The 18,586-nt window shown below is 74.2% G+C and carries 15 protein-coding genes; 8 read left to right on the forward strand and 7 right to left on the reverse strand.

Annotated elements, in window-relative coordinates; translation table 11 throughout:
* Positions 1–179 precede the first annotated feature (179 nt).
* Both ABD345_RS29320 and ABD345_RS29325 read right to left on the reverse strand, forming a co-directional pair.
* On the reverse strand, positions 180–818 hold the full coding sequence (locus ABD345_RS29320) for a MarC family protein (protein WP_344556410.1): 639 nt from the start codon (positions 816–818) through the stop codon (positions 180–182).
* Between the two features lie 17 nt (positions 819–835).
* Positions 836–1,153, reverse strand: coding sequence for a barstar family protein (locus ABD345_RS29325; RefSeq protein WP_344556412.1), 318 nt, complete (start codon positions 1,151–1,153; stop codon positions 836–838).
* Between the two features lie 114 nt (positions 1,154–1,267).
* Between ABD345_RS29325 and ABD345_RS29330 the strand changes: the two genes are divergently transcribed.
* The 3 genes from ABD345_RS29330 to ABD345_RS29340 all read left to right on the forward strand — a co-directional run bounded on the left by ABD345_RS29330 (position 1,268) and on the right by ABD345_RS29340 (position 4,525).
* Complete coding sequence (locus tag ABD345_RS29330) at positions 1,268–1,831, forward strand: DoxX family protein (RefSeq protein WP_344556414.1); 564 nt, start codon at positions 1,268–1,270, stop codon at positions 1,829–1,831.
* Positions 1,832–1,925: 94 nt separating this feature from the next.
* Positions 1,926–2,447, forward strand: coding sequence for a hypothetical protein (locus ABD345_RS29335; RefSeq protein ID WP_344556416.1), 522 nt, complete (start codon positions 1,926–1,928; stop codon positions 2,445–2,447).
* 266 nt (positions 2,448–2,713) lie between these two features.
* Entirely contained in the window at positions 2,714–4,525 is a 1,812-nt protein-coding gene (locus ABD345_RS29340) for a glycosyl hydrolase family 18 protein (RefSeq protein WP_344556418.1), read from the forward strand.
* A gap of 134 nt (positions 4,526–4,659) precedes the next feature.
* Here the strand turns inward: ABD345_RS29340 and ABD345_RS29345 are convergent, their stop codons facing one another.
* Complete coding sequence (locus ABD345_RS29345; protein WP_344556420.1) at positions 4,660–5,223, reverse strand: MarR family winged helix-turn-helix transcriptional regulator; 564 nt, start codon at positions 5,221–5,223, stop codon at positions 4,660–4,662.
* A gap of 141 nt (positions 5,224–5,364) precedes the next feature.
* Here ABD345_RS29345 and ABD345_RS29350 point away from each other — a divergent pair, with 141 nt between their 5' ends.
* Complete coding sequence (locus tag ABD345_RS29350; RefSeq protein WP_344556422.1) at positions 5,365–6,666, forward strand: MFS transporter; 1,302 nt, start codon at positions 5,365–5,367, stop codon at positions 6,664–6,666.
* Between the two features lie 209 nt (positions 6,667–6,875).
* Here ABD345_RS29350 and ABD345_RS29355 read toward each other — a convergent pair whose 3' ends face one another.
* Positions 6,876–7,883, reverse strand: a complete 1,008-nt coding sequence (locus ABD345_RS29355) for a DNA polymerase III subunit beta family protein (protein ID WP_344556424.1) — start codon at positions 7,881–7,883, stop codon at positions 6,876–6,878.
* 169 nt (positions 7,884–8,052) lie between these two features.
* Here ABD345_RS29355 and ABD345_RS29360 point away from each other — a divergent pair, with 169 nt between their 5' ends.
* The 3 genes from ABD345_RS29360 to ABD345_RS29370 all read left to right on the forward strand — a co-directional run bounded on the left by ABD345_RS29360 (position 8,053) and on the right by ABD345_RS29370 (position 11,264).
* Complete coding sequence (locus ABD345_RS29360) at positions 8,053–9,603, forward strand: dolichyl-phosphate-mannose--protein mannosyltransferase (protein ID WP_344556426.1); 1,551 nt, start codon at positions 8,053–8,055, stop codon at positions 9,601–9,603.
* Positions 9,604–9,607: 4 nt separating this feature from the next.
* On the forward strand, positions 9,608–10,456 hold the full coding sequence (locus ABD345_RS29365) for an ABC transporter permease (protein ID WP_344556428.1): 849 nt from the start codon (positions 9,608–9,610) through the stop codon (positions 10,454–10,456).
* A gap of 220 nt (positions 10,457–10,676) precedes the next feature.
* Entirely contained in the window at positions 10,677–11,264 is a 588-nt protein-coding gene (locus ABD345_RS29370; protein ID WP_344556430.1) for a TMEM165/GDT1 family protein, read from the forward strand.
* Positions 11,265–11,309: 45 nt separating this feature from the next.
* Here ABD345_RS29370 and ABD345_RS29375 read toward each other — a convergent pair whose 3' ends face one another.
* Positions 11,310–12,770, reverse strand: a complete 1,461-nt coding sequence (locus tag ABD345_RS29375) for a hypothetical protein (protein ID WP_344556431.1) — start codon at positions 12,768–12,770, stop codon at positions 11,310–11,312.
* A gap of 184 nt (positions 12,771–12,954) precedes the next feature.
* Positions 12,955–13,929: an AraC family transcriptional regulator gene (locus ABD345_RS29380; protein WP_344556432.1), complete on the reverse strand. Its 975-nt coding sequence runs from the start codon at positions 13,927–13,929 to the stop codon at positions 12,955–12,957.
* Between the two features lie 99 nt (positions 13,930–14,028).
* On the opposite strand from ABD345_RS29380, the gene ABD345_RS29385 reads away from it, so the two are divergent.
* A complete protein-coding gene (locus ABD345_RS29385; RefSeq protein ID WP_344556434.1) occupies positions 14,029–14,547 on the forward strand; it encodes an anthrone oxygenase family protein in 519 nt (172 codons plus the stop codon).
* A gap of 106 nt (positions 14,548–14,653) precedes the next feature.
* On the opposite strand, the gene ABD345_RS29390 is transcribed toward ABD345_RS29385, so the two are convergent.
* Positions 14,654–18,586 (reverse strand): DUF7507 domain-containing protein, encoded by a 3,933-nt coding sequence (locus ABD345_RS29390; protein WP_344556436.1) that lies wholly within the window; start codon positions 18,584–18,586, stop codon positions 14,654–14,656.

Consider the following 18,586-nt stretch of genomic DNA (forward strand, 5'->3'; position numbering starts at 1 on the left):
GGCGGCGGGCTGGGGATGGTGGGGGGGAGGTCGCCTGGCGGCGGGCCGGGGAGGGGCCGGGGGATGGTCGTGGCGCCCGCTCAGTGCCTGGGCCGGGGCGGGCGTCGAGGGCACGGGGGGTGGTCGTGGCGCCCGCTGAGCTCCTGGGCCGGGCGGGCGTGGAGGGCGCGGGGCGGGGGTCAGTAGCCGTTCTGGGACTCGGCCAGGTGGACGCCCAGGCTCTCCAGGCCGTACAGGAACATCTCGACGCCGACCGCGGCCAGGAGCAGGCCCAGCAGGCGGGACAGCACCTCCAGGGAGGTGCGCCGGCTGGCCCGTAGCAGGGGGGCGAGCAGCAGCACGCACAGGCAGTCCACCGCGATCACCGCGACGTACATGGCGGCGACCGTGGAGTGCCAGCCCAGGGTGTCCCGGGTCAGCGACTCGACCAGCAGGGCGGTGATCGCCAGCGGGCTGGCCACGTACGGCAGCAGCAGTTCGCGGATGCCGTCGGCGAGGGGGTTGGCGAGGTGGGCGTCCTCCTTGGAACCGCCGAGGTGGACGCCCAGTACCAGGGCGACCGCGTAGATGAAGAAGATCACCCCGCCGGCGAGCTGCAGCGACTGGTCGGAGATGTGGAACAGCGCGGCCATGAAGTCCGCGCTGTAGGCCAGCACCAGGCCGACCACGGCCGCGACCAGCGAGGAGACCAGGGTGAGCTTGCGCAGTTCGGCCGGGGCGCGGGTCTGGCTGAGCTGCGCGAAGGCGAGCAGCACCTTCGGCGGGCCGACCACGGCGAAGAAGGTGACGAAGACGGTGCTCAAGGTGATCGCCGACATGCGCCCATGATGGGCCGTCAGCGCAGCCGAACCGTGACGCCACCCTGGCGCAGCACGTCGAGGACCGCGTCGAAGTAGGAGACCTCCCGCGCGTCCGGCCCGGTCACCCGGCGGGTGAGCGCCCGGGCGGAGTCCGTCGCCCGCCGCCAGACCAGCACGAACGGCGGCTCGGGGCCGAAGCCGCCGCGCAGGCAGTCGGCCAGCGCGTCCAGGTTGCCGCCGTAGTAGCCGTCGGGGGCGGCCACGGCGCGGCCCAGCTCGGTCCAGAGCGCGGGCTCGTCGGTGATCCGCTCGCCGGGCAGGACGTACTCGGGCGGCTGGGGCGGGGTCGGCACGGGGGACTCCTGTCGGTGGGTGCGCGTCGCCCGGATGGCTCCGCCGGGTCGAACGGGGCCGGTGCGCGCGTTGGGATGGCCCTAACTCTTCTCTTCCACACCAGGGGCCACATCATGACCTGTCTGCACCGCAAGGATCTCGGGCTGCTGGCGCTGCGCGCCGCCGTCGGCGGCGTCCTGTTCGCGCACGGGACGCAGAAGCTGTTCGGCTGGTTCGGCGGCGCCGGGCCGGAGGGCACCGCGCAGGCCATGGAGCACATGGGCTTCGTCCCGGGCGAGCGCAGCGCGTACGCGGCCGGGCTGGGCGAGGCGGGCGGCGGCGCGCTGCTCGCGGTCGGCCTGGCCACCCCCGCGGCCGGGTCGATCATCGCCGGGACGATGGCGGGCGCGATCTCGGTGCACGCCCCGGCGGGCTTCTTCGCGCACGGCGGCGGCTACGAGTACCCGGCCCTGCTGGGCGCCTGCGGGCTGGCCCTGGGCGTGGCCGGGGCGGGCCGCTACTCGCTGGACGCCGCGCTGCGCCACCGGCTGGCCCGCCCCTGGGTGGGGGCGCTGGCGTTCGCGGCCAGCGCGGTGGGCGCGGCGGCGGTGCTGACCAGCCGCCAGGACGAGGTGCGCCGCCGGGAGGCCCGGGCCGCGGACGACGCGGCCCGCGAGGAGGGCAGCGGGCTCTCCTGACCGGCCGGGCCCCCCGACCCGCCGGCCCCCGGCCGGCCGGGCCTCCTGAACCCCCGTACGCCCGCCGGGCGTTCGCAACCGAAGGGATCATCCGTTGACGAAGCGATCGATGCGGACCGCCGCCGGGTGGACGGCGGCCGTCCTGCTGGGCGGCGCGGTGCTGGCCGGCTGCTCCTCGGACGGTTCGCCGTCCCCGGCAGCGTCCTCGGCGCTGGAGGGCGCCAAGTCGGCGGTGGCCTCGGCGGCCTCCTCGGCCACCGCGGCGCTCGGCTCGGCGGCCTCCTCGCTGGGCGCCTCGGCGCAGGCCGCCGCGTCCTCGGCGCTGGCGAGCGTGAAGGGCGGGCTGGACGCCAAGGACGACGTGGCGCTGGGGACGGCCACCACCGGCTCGGACGGGAAGCTGTCGGTTCCGCTGACGGTCACCAACCACGGTTCCGACTCCGGCAAGTACACGATTCAGGTCAACTTCGAGGACGGGTCGGGAAACCTGCTCGACGCGGTGGTGGTGAACGTCCCGGAGGTGGCCGCGGGCGCGTCCGCGCAGGCCACGGCGGAGAGCAACCGTTCGTTGGAGGGCAGTGTGACGCCCGTGGTGGCGAATGCGCTGCGGTACTGACCGGACACCGAACCTTAAGCGTGGCGTAAGCGTCAGATCCCGCTCTTGACGGCCGAGTTGGTCTAGTCCATTTTACTTGGCAGGTGCAGGGAGCCCCTGGGCCGGCGCCGGTGGTTTAGACCACCGGCGCCGGTTCGGCTTACCCGCACCTGGTGTTTGTGCAGGCCAAAGCTCGATTCCCCTGTCATGCCCAGGCCGTGTGACCCCACCTCGCACGGTTCGTGCCCGGTCTTGACAGGACCCCCACAACCAGGAGTCACGCAGCCATGCTTCGTTCCGTTTCCCCCCAGTCGCCCTCGCGGCGGCGGCCGAAGAGCTGGGCCGCGCTCGCGGCCGGCACCGCGGCTTCCCTGCTGCTCGGCGGCACCCTGGCGCTGACCGGCGGGACCGCCCAGGCGGCCCCGACCAACTCGACCGGCGCCGCGGCCACCAGCGGTGGCATCAAGGTCGCGTACTTCGACCAGTGGTCGATCTACTCGAACGCGTACTACCTCAAGACGATGCAGGACACGGGCGCCGCCGGGAAGCTCGACTACATCATCTACGACTTCGCGAACATCAACCCGACCACCCTCTCCTGTTTCGAGGCCAACAAGGCCGCGTCGCAGAACGAGGACGACCCCAACGCGGGTGACGGCGCGGGTGACTCGTTCGCCGACTACCAGAAGAGCTTCGGCGCCGACATCTCGGTCGACGGCGTGGGCGACACCTGGAACCAGCCGATCGTCGGCAACTTCAACCAGCTGAAGAAGCTGAAGGCGAAGAACCCGAACCTCAAGGTTCTGATGTCGATCGGCGGCTGGACCTACTCGAAGTACTTCTCCGACGCCGCGGCCACCGACGCTTCCCGCAAGAAGCTGGTGTCCTCCTGCATCGACATGTTCATCAAGGGCAACCTGCCCTCCGAGGGCGGCTACGGCGGCCCGGGCACCGGCGCCGGCATCTTCGACGGCTTCGACCTGGACTGGGAGTACCCGGGCGGCAACGGCCACACCGGCAACCACGCCTCCCCCAACGACAAGCAGAACTTCACCGCTCTGCTCGCCGAGTTCCGCAGCCAGCTGGACGCCCAGGGCAAGACCGACGGCAAGACCTACGGCCTCGCGGCCGCGGTCGGCGCCGGCCAGGACAAGATCAAGCAGGTCGAGACCGACAAGATCGGCCAGTACCTGACCTTCCTGGACATCATGACGTACGACATGCACGGCGGTTGGGAGGCCCAGGGCCCGACCAACCACCAGGCCCCGATCTACACCAACCCGAACGACCCGATGAACCCGGTCCCGGGTGGCAACGGCAAGTACTCGGTGGACGCGGCGGTCAAGGCCTACACCGTGGGTGACCCGCAGTACGGCATCCCCGGCGGCTTCCCGGCGAAGAAGATCAACGTCGGCATCCCGTTCTACTACCGCGGCTGGACCGGCGTCTCGGCCGGCACCACCCACGGCCTGTTCCAGAAGGCGTCCGCCCCGGCCCCCGGCGGCACCTACTCCGGCGGCGTCGCCGGCATCAAGATGTACAAGGAGCTCAACGGCTTCGTCGACAACCCGGCGTACACCTACTGGGACGACATCGCCAAGACCGCGTACTTCTACGACGGCACCACCTTCTGGTCCGGCGAGAACGCCCAGTCCATCCAGGCCAAGCTCGACTACGCGCACTGCAACGGCCTCGGCGGCTCGTTCATGTTCTCCATGTACGACCTGGGCACCCAGACCGCGCTGTTCGACAAGACGGTGACCGCCACCAACGGCTCCGCCGCCTCCTGCCCGGCCGCCCCGACCGGCTCGGCCACCCCGTCTGCCTCGGCCTCCGCCTCGCAGTCGGCCAGCCCGTCCGCGTCGGCCTCCGCCTCCGCCTCGGCCTCCGCGTCGGCCTCGGCCTCCGCCTCCGCGTCCTCCTCCGCCTCGACCGGCGCCTGCGCCGGTGCCCCGAGCTGGAGCGCCGCGACCGTCTACGCGACCCCGACCAAGGTCTCCTGGAAGGGCCACTACTACACCAACAAGTGGTGGACCACCAACGAGGACCCGAGCCTGAGCGGCGCCTGGGGCGCCTGGACCGACAACGGCGCCTGCTGATCACCTGATCACCCGGCACCGCTGATCGACTGATCAACCCCGCGAGGGGCGCGAGGAGAGAGATCTCCCCGCGCCCCTCGTTCGCTTTTCCCGGGCGGTGCGGGCGGTGCGGGCGCTACGGCCGGTGCGGCCGGTCAGCAGGTCAGGTCGTCGGTGCGGCCGAGCGCGTCCGGCTGGGTCTCCTCGATCCGGCGCAGCATCCGGGTCAGCGTGGCGGCCAGCTCGGGGCGGGTCCCGGCCGCCACGTCCTGGAGCAGGTCGGCCTCGAAGACGGCGGCCATCCGCATCAGCTCCAGCCACTTGTCGCGGCCCTCGGCGGTCAGCTCGATGATCACCCGGACCCGGTTGGCCTCGTCGCGCTCCCGGGTGACCAGGCCCTCGGCGACCATCCGGTCGATCCGGTGGGTCATCGCGGCCGGGGTCAGGCCGAGCCGCTTGGCCAGCTCGCCCGGGCCCAGCTGGTAGGGGGCGCCGGCGAACACCAGGGCCTTGAGCACCTCCCACTCGGCGGAGGTGATGCCGAGGGTGGCCAGCTGGCGGCCGTACGCCACGTTCATCCGGCGGGCGAGCCGGGACAGGGTGGAGACGATGGTCTCCACCTGCGGGTCCACGGTGGGGAATTCCCGCTGGTAGACGGCCACCTGCTCGGCGATGCCGAGCTCGGCGGCGGTCGGGGGCTCCGCTCTGCGTGCGCTCATGCGTTCATTGTTCCACGCAGGGTGCAGCCGTTAAGCCTTTGACGCCTTAAGCTTCGGATGGTAAGACTTTAGGTCTGAAATCTTACGGAGTAAAGGCCGGACCGAGGGGTCCGGCCCGACGCAGGTGAAGAGGGGTGTGCAGTGAAGGAGTGGGGCGGCCGACTGCGCCGCGTCCAGATCGGCAACGCGCTCAGCGCGTTCGGCAGCGGGTTCACCCTGCCGTACATGTTCGTGTACGTGGACCAGGTGCGCGGCCTCGGCTCCGCGGCGGCGGGCGCGGTGTTCACCGTGTTCGCGCTCGCCGCGCTGGCCGTGCTGCCGTTCACCGGCCGCGGCATCGACCGGTACGGGCCGCGCCCGGTGCTGCTGGCCGGCACCGTGCTGGCCGCCGTCGGCGCGTTCGCCTTCGGGCAGGCCGCGAGCACGCCCGGGCTGCTGCTCTCCTCCTTCCTGTTCGGTGCGGGCGTCACCACCTGCCAGCCCGCGCTCGCCACGATGATCGTCCGCTGCACCGGGCGCACCGAGCGCTCCCGCGCCTTCGCGCTCCAGTTCACCCTGGTCAACCTCGGCATGGGCATCGGCGCCCTGGTCGGCGGCCAGATCGTCGACACCGCCGACCCGGCCAGCCTGACCAGGCTGTTCACCATCGAGGCGGTGACCTTCCTCGGCCTGGCCGCCGTCACCGGCACCGCGAAGATGCCTCCGGCGGTCGTCGAACCGGACCCGGCCGGGGCGGCGGGCGGCAGCGCTGCGGCCGGCGGCCCGGCGAAGGGCGGCGGGCTGCGGGCGATGGTCGCCGACAAGGCGATGCTGCGGCTGTGCGTCCTCGCCGGACTGATCTTCTTCACCTGCTACGGGCAGTTCGAGTCCGGCGTCGCCGCGTTCGCCACCGACACCGTCGGCACCGCGCCCTCCACCCTCGGCCTCGCCATCGGCGCCAACGCGCTGACCATCGTGCTGCTGCAGATGTTCGTCGTCCGGATCACCGAGCGCCGCCGCCGCACCACCGCGATGGCCGCCGCCGGCGCGGTCTGGCTGGCCGCCTGGGGCATGGCCGTGGTCGCCGGGCTGATCCGCACCGAGACGATGGCCGCGACGGTCGCGATCGTCGCCGTCTACGCCCTGTTCGGCGTCGGCGAGTCGCTGCTCGCCCCCACCATGGGCCCGATCGTCGCCGACCTCGCCCCCAGCCGGCTGCTCGGCACCTACAACGCCGGGTACGCCCTGGTGAAGCAGATCGCCGTCGCCGTCGGCCCCGCCGTCGGCGTCCTCCTGGTCGGCTCGGGGACGTGGCCGCTGTACCTCGCCGCGATGGCGCTGTGCACGCTGCTGATCGTCGCCCTCGCCGTTCGCCTGCGCGAGCACCTCACGCCCGCGCAGGACAACGTCCGGGTGCTGGCCGTGCAGCAGCACGAACTGCGCGAGCTCCAGACGGCGGCCTGAGCCGGCGGACGGGCGTGCACCATCAGGGGCCCGGGGAACGGCGGGTCGATGCTGCTGACGGCCGGAGCCCATCGAAGGTTCGTGCTGCTGCGTGTAGTGAACAGAACCAGAAGCTCACGCGCGCAACGGCAGTGAACCGCCCGCAGCCACGGGCTCGCCGTTCCCCGAGCCCCTGAGTGCGCGCTCCGCCGAGCCCCTGGATGTGCCTCCTAGCGGGCGATCGGCATCAGGAGGGAGAAGGTGTCGGCGCGGGCGGGGAAGCGGATGGCGAGGGGGGCGATCGGGCCGCCGAGTTCGAGGACGAGTTGCTCGGCGGTGCCGGCGGCTTCGAGGAGGTACTCGCGGTTGACGTGCACCAGCAGGTCGGTGGTGGTGGCGGAGAGGGCGTCGGCGGGGGTGGCGGTCAGGACGGTGGCGGGGGTGCCGTCGGCGGTCTCCTCGGGGAGGGCGCGGAGTTGGGCGGCGGTCAGGGTGATGCGGTGGGTGGGCTCCAGGCGGAGCAGGCGGCGGTAGTCGGGGAAGTCGGCTTCGGCGGGTTCGCCGGAGAGGGTGCGGCCGGCCGCGCGGATGGTGAAGTGGGCGCCGTCGAAGGTGAGTTCGGCCTCCTCGGCGTCGGCGAGCAGGGCCCGGGCGGCGTCCGCGAGGGCGGTGGGGAGCAGGGCGGAGGCGGGCGGGCCGTCCAGGGTGGCGGGGCAGTCGGCGACGGCCAGCCGGTAGCGGTCGGTGGCGACCAGGTGGAGCGCGCCGTCCTCCGCGTCCAGGAAGACGCCGGCGACGGCGGGCAGCGCGGCGTCGGCGGGGGCGGCGAAGCGCACCGCGTCCAGGGCGGCGGCCAGGGCGGGGGCGGGGACGGTCAGGCGGGTCTGCGGCACGGGGTGCTCCCGGGAGTCGATCAGGTCACGGACGGCGGAGAGCTCCCGGCGGGCGTCGGTCAGGCCGTCCTCCAGGCGGCGCAGGTGCGCGTCCAGCTCGGCCCTGGCCTCGGCCGGGGTGCCGGTCAGCACCCGGGTGATCCCGGCCAGCGGCAGGCCGACCCGGCGCAGCCGGGCCAGCAGGCGGGCGTCCGGCAGCTGCTCGTCGGCGTACCAGCGGTACCCGGTGTGCGGGTCGACGGCGGCGGGGGCGAAGACGCCCGCGCCGTCGTAGAACCGCAGGGCGCTGACGCCCAGGCCGCTGGCCCGGGCCATTTCGCCGATGCTGCGCATGGTGCTCTCCACGTGGTTGACCCTGGTCCCTCGACCTGGTCGAGGGTCAACCGTAACGGCGCTGGGCGCGCGGGGGAGAATGCTCCGGGCACCCTGGTCCGCCGCCCGCGAGGGCTCGCGGCCGCAGGCTAGGATGCGGACATTGCGGACAAGTCGTCAACTGTGGTCGAACGGGGAGGGTATGGCGCTGGCGGTGACGGAGCGGCGGCAGCAGCGGGAACGGGAGACGGTGCGCGCCGCGCCGGCGAAGGACAGGTACCGGTGGTGGGGCCCGCTGGCGGTGGCCGTCTTCGCCGGAGTGCTGCGGCTGTGGAACCTGGGGTACCCGCACGCCTTCGTCTTCGACGAGACGTACTACCCCAAGGACGCCTGGGCGCTGTGGCACACGGGCTACGAGACGGCCTGGCCGGACAACGCGAACCAGCTGATCCTGGGCGACCCCCAGGTGATCCCGACGGGCAAGGCCGCCGCGTTCATCGCGCACCCCCCGCTCGGCAAGTGGATCATCGGCCTGGGCACCCACTTCTGGGGCCTGCACCCCTTCGGCTGGCGGATCGCCGTCGCCGTGCTCGGCACGCTCAGCGTGCTGATGGTGGCCCGGATCGGGCGGCGGCTGTTCCGCTCCACCCTGATCGGCTGCGTCGCCGGGCTGCTGATGGCCGTCGACGGCCTGCAGTTCGTGATGAGCCGGGTCGGCCTGCTGGACGGCGTCTCCGCGTTCCTGGTGCTCGGCGCGTTCGGCGCCCTGCTGGTCGACCGCGACCGCACCCGGGACCTGCTGCGCGCCGCCCGGGCCGAGGGCGGCCGGGCCGCCGACGAGGTCCGGTTCGGCCTGCGCCCCTGGCGGCTGGCCGCCGGCGTGCTGCTCGGCGCGGCCTGCGCCGTCAAGTGGACCGGCGCGCCCGCGCTCGCCGTGTTCACCGTCCTCGTCCTGCTCTGGGACCAGGCCGGGCGGCGCGCCGCCGGGGCCCGGCACCCCTGGCGGTCGATGCTCCGGCGCGACCTGTGGCCCGCCGCCGTGTCGATGCCGCTGGCCGGGCTGCTCACCTACGTGCTGTCCTGGACCGGCTGGCTGGCCACCGACGGCGGCTACGACCGGCACTGGGCGGACGGGCGCTCCGGGGCCTTCAGCTGGGTGCCGGCGCCGCTGCGCAGCCTGTGGCACTACCACTCGGAGATCTGGCACTTCAACACCACCCTGACCTCCCCGCACACCTACCAGTCGAACCCGTGGAGCTGGCTGGTCCAGGGCCGCCCGGTCTCGATGTACTGGGAGCAGGTGCAGAACGGGCAGAAGGGCTGCACCGCGCCCGAGGGCTGCGCCAGCCAGATCCTCGCGCTGGGCACCCCCGTCCTGTGGTGGGCGGCCTGCTTCGCGCTGGCGTACGCGCTCTACCGCTGGTTCTTCCGCCGGGACTGGCGCTCCGGCGCGCTCCTGGCCGCCGTCGCCGCCGTCTACCTGCCCTGGTTCCGCTACCAGGAGCGCACCGTCTTCTCCTTCTACATGGTGGTGCTGGTGCCGTTCCTGTGCCTGGCCGTCGCGCAGATGCTCGGCGCGATGCTCGGCCCGGAGGGCAGCACGCCCAGCCGCCGCCGGTGGGGCGCGGCCGGGGCCGGGCTGATCGTGGTCGCCGTCATCGGGTGCTTCGCGTTCTTCTACCCGCTGTACACGGCGGAGGTGATCCCGATGTCCGACTGGCACACCCGGATGTGGTTCACCAGCTGGATCTGACGCCTTGACCTTCCGTCACGTCGCCGCAGGCGGCGCCCAACTCCTGCCGGTCACCCCGGCGTTGGGCGCCGCCTGCGCCGTGCTGCTGGCCGTCGCCGCGCTGGTCGCCGGCCGGGGCGGCCTCGGGCACGGCCGGGCGGTGCTGCGGGCCGGGCTGCGGGCGGCCGTCCAACTGGCCCTGGTCGCCCTGGTGATCGCCTGGGTGGTGCGCTCGCTGTGGACGTCCGCGCTGTTCGTGCTGCTGATGTTCGCCGTCGCGGTGCGCACCGCCGGGCGGCGGATCGGCGAGGGCGGGCGGCGCGAGGGGGAGGGCGGGCGGCGGGAGGGGCGCGGTGCCGCCGGGCCCGGTGCCGCCGGGCGCTGGGAGTGGGGGTGGGCGGCGGTGCCGATCGCCGCCGGGGTGCTGCCCGTCCTGCTGCTGCTCGCCGCGACCGGGCTGCTGCCCGCCGAGGGCATCACCGTGATCCCGGTGGCCGGCATCCTGATCGGCGGGGCGCTCACCGCGACCTCGCTGGCCGGACGCCGGGCCCTGGACGAGCTGCGGCTGCGGCACGGTGAGGTGGAGGCCGCGCTCGCGCTGGGCTTCGAGGACCGCGACGCCCGGCTGGAGGTCTGCCGGACCGCCGCCGCGACCTCCCTCGTCCCCGCCCTCGACCAGACCCGCACGGTCGGCCTGGTCACCCTGCCCGGCGCGTTCGTCGGCATGCTGCTCGGCGGGGCGACGCCCGTGCAGGCCGGGGCGGTGCAGCTGTTCGTGCTGGTCGCGCTGCTCGCGGTGGAGGCGGTCGCGGTGACGGCGGTGCTGGAACTGGTCGGCCGGGGGCTGGTCGGGGCGGCCGTCGGCGTCCGGTAGGCTCTGCCCGTTGTTGAAGGGGAGTAGCCCTCCACCGGACCGTCGACATACTGGCCCGTCCCTCGTGGACAGCCCGGCGCCCGGGGCACCCTGCGGGGTGTCGGCGAGACCTTCGGCCGCAGTGCTGTGACCATGAACCAGTGCTGCCGGGCCGAGGCGTCCCCTGCTGCGGGTGGCTCCGGGCGCGGCGGCCCCGAGACGGAGAGAACCCCCGCCACCGATGAACAGTCTGACCATCGCCGCGCTGACGTTCGGCATCATCTTCCTCGCCGAACTCCCGGACAAGACCGCCCTGGCCAGCCTGGTCCTCGGCACCAAGTACCGGGCCGGCTACGTCTTCGCGGGCATCGCCGCCGCGTTCGCCCTCCAGGTCGGCCTGGCGCTGGCCGCCGGCAGCCTGCTCGCCCTGCTGCCGCAGCGCTGGGTCGAGGGCATCACCGGCCTGCTGTTCCTCGGCGGCGCCGCCATGCTGCTGTGGCACAAGGAGGAGGAGGACGACGGCGCCGAGGGCAAGGAGCCCGCGAACCACTCCTTCTGGAAGGTGGCCGGCACCAGCTTCGTCATCGTCGCGGTCGCCGAGTTCGGCGACCTCACCCAGATCATGACCGCCAACCTCGCCGCCAAGTACAGCGACCCGCTGGCCGTCGGCCTGGGCGCCTGGCTGGCGCTGTGCGCGGTCGGCGGCGTCGCCATCGTCGGCGGGCAGAAGCTGCTCCGGCACGTGCCGATGAAGGTCATCGTACGGGTCGCCGCACTGGCGATGATCGCGCTGGCGGCGTGGAGCCTGTTCAAGGCGGTCACCGGCTGACGCCGGGTCACCTCCGGTCGGGCGCGAGGACCCGGGCGCGCAGGGTCAGCAGTTTCGGCCCTGCGGCGTCTGGGCCAGGGCGGTCTGGGTGGCCGCGTCGTAGACCCCGTCCTGGTACTGCCGGGGCTTCCCGTCGCCGAACAGGTCGCGCTGGACGCCCGACAGGACCTGCCGCGTCCAGTCGCCGAAGCCCGGCTGGTTGCTGCGGGTGCGGTCCATGGTGAGCGCGCCGATCTGGTTGCACCGGTAGGCCATCAGCGCCTGCTGCATCTGCGTCACCTCCGGGCCGGTGTCGCCGAACTTCAGCACCTTGCCGGTGGTCGGCGGGGGCGGCGTGCTCTCGGTGGTCGGGGCGGCCGGGGTGCTCGGTGCGGGCGGGGCCTCGGTGGTCGGGGCGGCGGCGGCCTTGGTGGTGGTCGTCTGGGTCGGGCGGGCCGTGCTGCGGGTTGGCGAGGCGCTCTCCGCCGGCTCGGCCGGGGCGGAGGTTTCGGCGGCCGGGGTGGGCTCGGCGGGGGTCGGCGTCACCTCGGCCGGGGAGGTCACCGCCGGGCCGCTCGGTGCGGGCAGCGCGTCGTCCACCTTCGCCGGACCGCCGGAGGACAGCAGCATCGCCAGGGCCACGCCCAGCGCGGTCACGCCGACCGCACCGCCCGCGATCACCAGTCGGCGGCGGTCGGCGCTCTGCCGCCGCTGCTCGCGCCGGTCGGCCCGGCTGACCGGGTCGTCCGCGCCGTCCTCGCGGAAGGTGAACATGCCGAGGTCGGTGCCGGGCGTCCCGGACCACTCCTCCTCGCCGGGCCCGTCCTCGCCGTACTGCGCGTCGTGGCCGCCGAGTTCGAGCAGCTGGGTCGCCTCGGCCCCGGAGGGCGGCGGCGCCGACGGGTACCCGGCCGGGGCGGGCTGCGGCGGCACCGGGCCCAGGGTGAGCGGCATGGTCTGCTCGACGGCCGGCAGCGGCTCCTGGACCGGCCCCGGCGGCGGGATCGGCACGAAACGGCCCGGTGCGCCCTGGGGTCCGCCCTGCGGGGCCCGGGGCGGGGCCTGCGGCGGGACGGGCGGCAGCAGTTGGGTCGCGGTGGCGTCCGGGTGCGGCTGCCCGGCGGGCCCGGCGGCCTGCGGCGGGCCGAACGGGCTGGCGGACTGCGGGACGTGCGGGGCCCGGTGCGGGGGCGGCGGGGGTGCGGTGGGCGGTCCGGTGATCGGCTGCACGGCGGGGGGCCGCGCGGCGGTCGTCGGCACGGACACCGGGGGAACGGCGATCGGCGCGGCGGCCGCCGGGGGTGCGGCGACCGGCTGCACCGGGGACGGGCCGACCCGGGTGGCGAACGGGTCGACCGCCGGGTCACCGGCCTCCACCACGGAGGTTCCGGCCACGTACGGCCGGACCAGCGGCGGGCCCTCCAGGTGGGGGAGGACCGCGGTCTCCTCGGTCGCGGAGACGGCGTCGCAGGCGCAGCCGCCGGCCGTGCGTGCGGTACCGCAGCGGGGGCAAGGCTCTGCCGGCATGGGCCGGTCCTCCTCGGGTCGGAATCGAACGGGGGTGATTATGCAGGAGCAATCCCCGGGGCGACAGGGACGCCCGGGCCCTGACCCGCTTCCCGTCCGGTTCGGCACCGTTTGGGACGGTTGCGGACGGCCGTCCCGCCCGCTTCCCCCGCAGGTCGCCCCGGACCGGGGCCTGGCCGTCCGCTCAGTCGTCGAGGGCTCCGGCGTCCGCTCCGGCGTCCGGGGTGCCGCCCTGTTCGCGGAACCGCTGCGGGCTGATCCCCCGGACCCGCTTGAACGCGGCGCTCAGCGCGAACCCGCTGCCGTAGCCGACCCGGCGGGCGACGGCGGCCAGGGTGGCGTCCGGCTCGGTCAGCAGGTCGGCGGCCCGGGCCAGGCGCCACCCGGTCAGGTACGCCATCGGGGGCTCGCCGACCAGGTCGGTGAAGCGCTTGGCCAGCGCGGCCCGGGAGGCCCCGCACTCCGCCGCCAGCTCCCGCACCGTCCAGGCCCGGGCCGGGTCGGTGTGCAGCAGGCCCAGGGCGCGGCTCACCAGCGGGTCGGCGTGCGCCCGGTACCAGGCCGGGGCCCGGCCCTCGTCCCGGGCGAACCAGCAGCGCAGCGCGGAGATCAGCAGCAGGTCCAGCAGCCGGTCGAGCACCGCCTCCTGGCCCGGCTCGTCCCGGCCGATCTCCGCCTCCAGCAGCGCCACCAGCGGGGAGCGCCACTCCCCGGCGTCCAGCCGCAGCACCGGCGGCAGCGCCCGCAGCAGCCGCCCGCTGACCTCGCCGTGCAGCTGGTAGGTGCCGCTGAGCAGCACCGTCGCCGCGTCCCGGCCGGTGCCCCAGGTGCGCACGCCCTGGTCGAGCTCCTCGCACATCCGCTCGCCGTCGACGGTGGTCGACACCTGCCCCGGGTGGATCACCACCTGCGGGGCCGTTCCCGGCGCGTCCGCGACGGTGTACGGCTCCGGGCCGCGGACGATCACCAGGTCGCCGGGGTGCAGCGGCACCGGCTCCGCGCCGTCCGGGACGACCCAGCCCGTGCCGCGCACCGTGGTCAGCACCGTCAGCGGCGCCCGGTCCTCGATCCGCAGCGACCACGGCGGGTCGAACACCGAGCGCAGCAGGAAGGCCCCGCTCGCCCGGGGGCCGGTCAGCAGGGCGGTGAGCGCGTCCACGCCCGCCAGGGTAGGCCCTTCGCGAGGGTGGACGCAGGCGCATGCGGGCGAGCGTCCGGGCCATGGATCCGGCTCCGCCGAGCGGGTTGACTGAAGGTCATGACGACACGAACGGGGGCCCCGCACATGGCAGTTCTTCGCACGGTGACGCTGGTCGGCGCGGTCCTCCTGAGCGGGCTCGGCGCCGGACTCTTCTACTCCTACGCCTGCTCGGTGATGCCGGGCCTGGCCAGGGTCGACGACCGGGTCTTCGTCGAGACCATGCAGCGGATCAACACGGCCATCCTGAACGGCTGGTTCATGCTCAGCTTCCTCGGCGCGCTGGTGCTGATCGCCGCCGCGGGCCTGCTCCAGTGGCGCGGCGGCGGCAACCGCACCGCTCTGCTGTGGATCGTCGCCGCCGCCGTGCTGTACCTGGCGATGCTGGTGATCACCGGCGCGGTCAACGTCCCGCTCAACGACAGGCTCGCCGCCGCCGGCGACCCCCGCACCCTCGCCGACCCGGCCGCCGTCCGCGCCGCGTTCGAAGACACCTGGGTCCGCTGGAACCTGGTCCGGGCCGTCACCTCCACCGCCGCGTTCGGCTGCCTGATCGGCGCCCTGACCCGTGCGGCCTGACCGCCGCCCCGGGGTCGCCCGGCAGCACACGCCGGAGGGCGCTCCCGCCTTCGCGGCGGGAGCGCCCTCCGGGTCCACGGCCTCCGGGTTCACGGCCTCCGGTGGGTCAGCCGCGCCTCCTCCGTGCCGACAGGAACAGGGCCGTCCCCGTGAGCAGGGTCAGCGCCGCGTACCCGAGCGCGGGGGCGGTGGCCGTGCCGGAGTGCGCGAGTTCGCGGCCGGGTCCGCTCGGGGCGGCGGTCGGCGCGGTCGGGGCCTGCGGGGCCGGGGACGGCGGGGTCGGGGCCTGCGGGGCCGCGGGCGGGACGGGGGCGGTCGGTTCGACGGCCACCCGGGCGGTGGAGCCGGGCGAGGTGACGGTCGCGCCGGCGGGCGCGCGGCCGGTGGCGGTGGCGGTGTTGGCGATCAGGTCCTCCCGCAGGTCGTCCCCGGTGACGGTGTAGACGGCGGTGCAGGTCGCCTTCGCGCCGGGGAGCAGCCGGGCGGTGTCGGCCGGCGGGCAGTCGGGGGCCGGCGCGGTGCCGTGGCCGGTGAACGCGCCCTCCCGGACGCCGACTCCGGTGAGGACGGTGTTGCCGGTGTTGGTGACGGTGAAGGTGTAGCGGACGGTGTCGCCCGCCCGGTGGACGACGGCCGGGTCCGCGGTCTTCACCAGGGTCAGGGCCGGGGTGGCCCGGGCCGGGAAGACGGCGGTGGCGGCCTCGGCGCGCACGATCCGGTCGCCGGGGGCGGTGGCGCTCGCGGCGGCCGTGTTGCTGATCCGGCCGGCGTCGACGTCGGCCGCGGTGACGGTGTAGGTGGCGGTGCAGACGAGGGTGGCGCCCGGGGCGAGGGGGCCGGCTCCGGGCGGGCAGCGGAGGGTGGGCCGGTCGCCGTGGCCGTCGAACGCGGTCTCCTGGACGCCGGGACCGGTGAGGGTGACGTTGCCGGTGTTGGTCGCGACGAGCAGGTAGGTCACCGTGGCTCCTTCGACCAGCGGCGTGTCGGCGGGGCCCGCGGTCTTGGCCAGGGCGAGGGCGGGCGCGGCGGGCGCGGTGACGTCGGCGCGGGCCTCGGCCGAGACCGGGTCGGCGAAGCCGGCGGGCGCGCGGCCGGTGGCGGTGGCGGTGTTGGTGATCGCGCCGGCGTCGATGTCGGCCTGGGTGGCGGTGTAGCGGGCCGTGCAGGTCACGGAGCCGCCGGGGGCCAGGTCGAGCGCGGCGGCCGGGCAGTCGACCAGGGGTGCGCCACCGGAGCCGGTGAACGCGGTCTCGGTGACGTGCACGCCGACGAGCGGGACGCCGCCGGTGTTGGTGACGGTGAAGGAGTAGGACAGCACGGCGCCCGCCCGGTCGACGGTGCCCGGGGAGACGCTCTTGGCGAGCGCGACGCCGGGCGCGGTGACGGCGTGCACGGTGGCGGTGGCCCGGTTGCTCACCGGGTCGGGCCCGGTGGCGGCGGTGGCCGTCGCGGTCGCGGTGTTGGTGACCGTTCCGGCGCTCACGTCCTGCGCGGTGACGGTGTAGGTCGCCGTGCAGGTGGTGACGGCGGCGGGGGCGAGGTCGGTGGCGCGGCAGACGGCGGCCGGTGCGGTGCCGCTGCCGGTGAAGGAGCCTTCGTCGATCCGCAGGCCGGTGACCGGGACGCTGCCGGTGTTGGCGACCTCGTACGTGTAGGTGACGGTGTCCCCGGCGGTCGCGGTCGGCCGGTCGACCTGCTTGGCGAGGGTGAGGTCGGCGTTGTCGCCCAGCGGGGTGGAGCTGATGACCTGGTGGTCGGTCTGCGGCCCGAGCACGTCGATGACGGCGGGGTTGACCACCGTCGGGCCGGTGTAGTGCAGGCCGCCGGGTGCGGGCGCGGGGGCGTCCTCGGTGACGGCGCACCGCTGGCCGTCGTAGAAGGTGAGCGGGGCGGCGGTGGCGCTGCTCGCCCCGGCCGGGACGGTCACCGACCAGGGCTGCGGCGGCTGGGTGCCGCAGGTGACCGTGCCGGTGAAGGTCAGCGGGGCGGGCAGGCCGCCGGCGGGCAGGCCGGTGAGCCGCTTGGTGACGGTGACGGTGGAGGCGGTGTTGAAGACCTGGAGCGAGACGGTGCTCGCGTTCGAGGCGGGGACGGCGTCGAGGAACGCGTCGGCGCCGGTGGAGGACCCGGCGGTGGCGGTGTTGGGGTGGGTGCCGGGAACGGGCCCGGCGGTGCCGGTGACGGTGATGGTGACGTAGTCCCGGCCGCCGCCGATCTGCGGGATCGTGGAGGTCACGGTGCGGGTCACCGGGTCGAACGCCACCGGGCCGCAGACCGAGGCGGCGGAGTTCGCCGTGCAGCTCGCCGAGCCGTACTCGAAGGCGGTGACCGGGGGCAGCGGGTCGGCGAACTCCACCGACTTCGCGGTCTGCGGCGCGGCGTTGGAGACCTTGACGGTGTAGGTGACGGCCTGTCCGGCCCGCACCGCGGCCGGTTCCACCGCCTTGTTGACCGCGATGTCCGCGCACGGGGCGGTCGCCGCGGTGCCGGCCGAGTTGTTGCCGGTGTTGACCAGCGGCGACGCGACGAAGAAGTCCGCGTTGTTGTAGACGGACGTGGTGCTGTTCGGGCAGGCCGCCAGCGGGGTCGGGTCGGCCGGGTCGACGGTCAGCACGACGGTCAGCTTGGCGCCGGGCGGGAACGCGCCCAGCGTGCCGGAGTAGACCATGGTGTTGTTGGTGGCCGTGGTGTCCTTGATGAACGAGGGGCAGCTCGCCCCGCCGGTGCCGTCGCAGGAGACGACGTGCACGGCGTACGAGCGGAAGAGGTTCGTCGACGAGCTGAGGTAGTCGCGGACGGTCGCGCCGTCCGCCGCGTTCGGGCCCTTGTTCTCGTAGGTGACCGTGTACGTGTTGGGCTTGCCCGGCAGGATCACCGCGTTGGCCTGCGTCTTGGTGACGGAGATGTTGGTCTCCGGGCACCGGTCGGGCGTCAGCCCGGTCGCCGTGGTCCCCGCCGTGTTGGTGCCGGTGTTGACCAGCGGCGAGGGGGTGAACACCTGCGCGGTGTTGAAGACCCGGTCGACCACCGGGTTGCGGCTGCAGTTGGTGGGGGTGCCGGACGGGTCGACCGTCATGACGACGGTCAGCTTGGCGCCGGGCGGGAACGCCCCGAGCTCGCCGGAGTAGGCCATGGTGCTGTTGGTGGCCGTGGTGTCCTTGATGAACGACGGGCAGTCCACCCCGCCGGTGCCCTCGCAGGACACGATGTGCACGGCGTACGAGCGGAAGATGTTCTGCTCGGAGCTCAGGTAGTCGCGGACGGTCGAACCGTCCGCCGCGAGCGGGCCGTTGTTGGTGTAGGTGACCGTGTACGTGTTGGGCTGCCCCGGCAGGATCACCGCATTGGCCTGGGTCTTGGTGACGGAGACGTTCGTCCGCGGACACTGGCTCGGGGTGAGGCCGGTCGCCGAGACGTACGCCTGGTTGGGCAGGGTGTTGGTCACCCCGCTCGGCGCGAAGACGTTGGCGGTGTTGCCGACGACGTCGGCGCTCGGCGCGGACGAGCAGGCCGGCTCCGGGCCGGACGGGTCCACCGTCATCACCACCGTCAGCTTGGCGCCGGGCGGGAACGCCCCGAGCTCGCCGGAGAAGACCATGGTGTTGTTGGTGGCCGTGGTGTCCTTGATGAATGACGGGCAGTCCACCCCGCCGGTGCCGTCGCAGGACACGATGTGCACGGCGTACGAGGTGTACAGCGACCGCGACGAGGCGAGGTAGTCGCGGATCGTCGCCCCGTCCGCCCAGCCGCTGCCCTCGTTGGCGAACGTCACCGTGTAGGTGTTCGGCCGGCCCGGCAGGATCGTGGTCTCCGACTGGGACTTGGTGACCCGCAGGCTCATCTGGTTGTTCACCGTCGTGCTGACCGAACTGTCGTTGGAGCTCGGGTCCGAGTCCGTGGCCCCCGGCGGCGGGTCGATGTGCGAGGACGCCGTCACCGACGACGCCGAGGGGGCGCCGAACCGGCCGGTCACCGTCAGCGTCAGCACCCCCAGGTGCGGCAGGCTCACCGCCGAGCCCGCGACCTGGCCGTCCGACAC

This window comes from Kitasatospora saccharophila, from assembly GCF_039529925.1.
In the GTDB taxonomy this organism is placed as follows: Bacteria; Actinomycetota; Actinomycetes; order Streptomycetales; family Streptomycetaceae; genus Kitasatospora; species Kitasatospora saccharophila.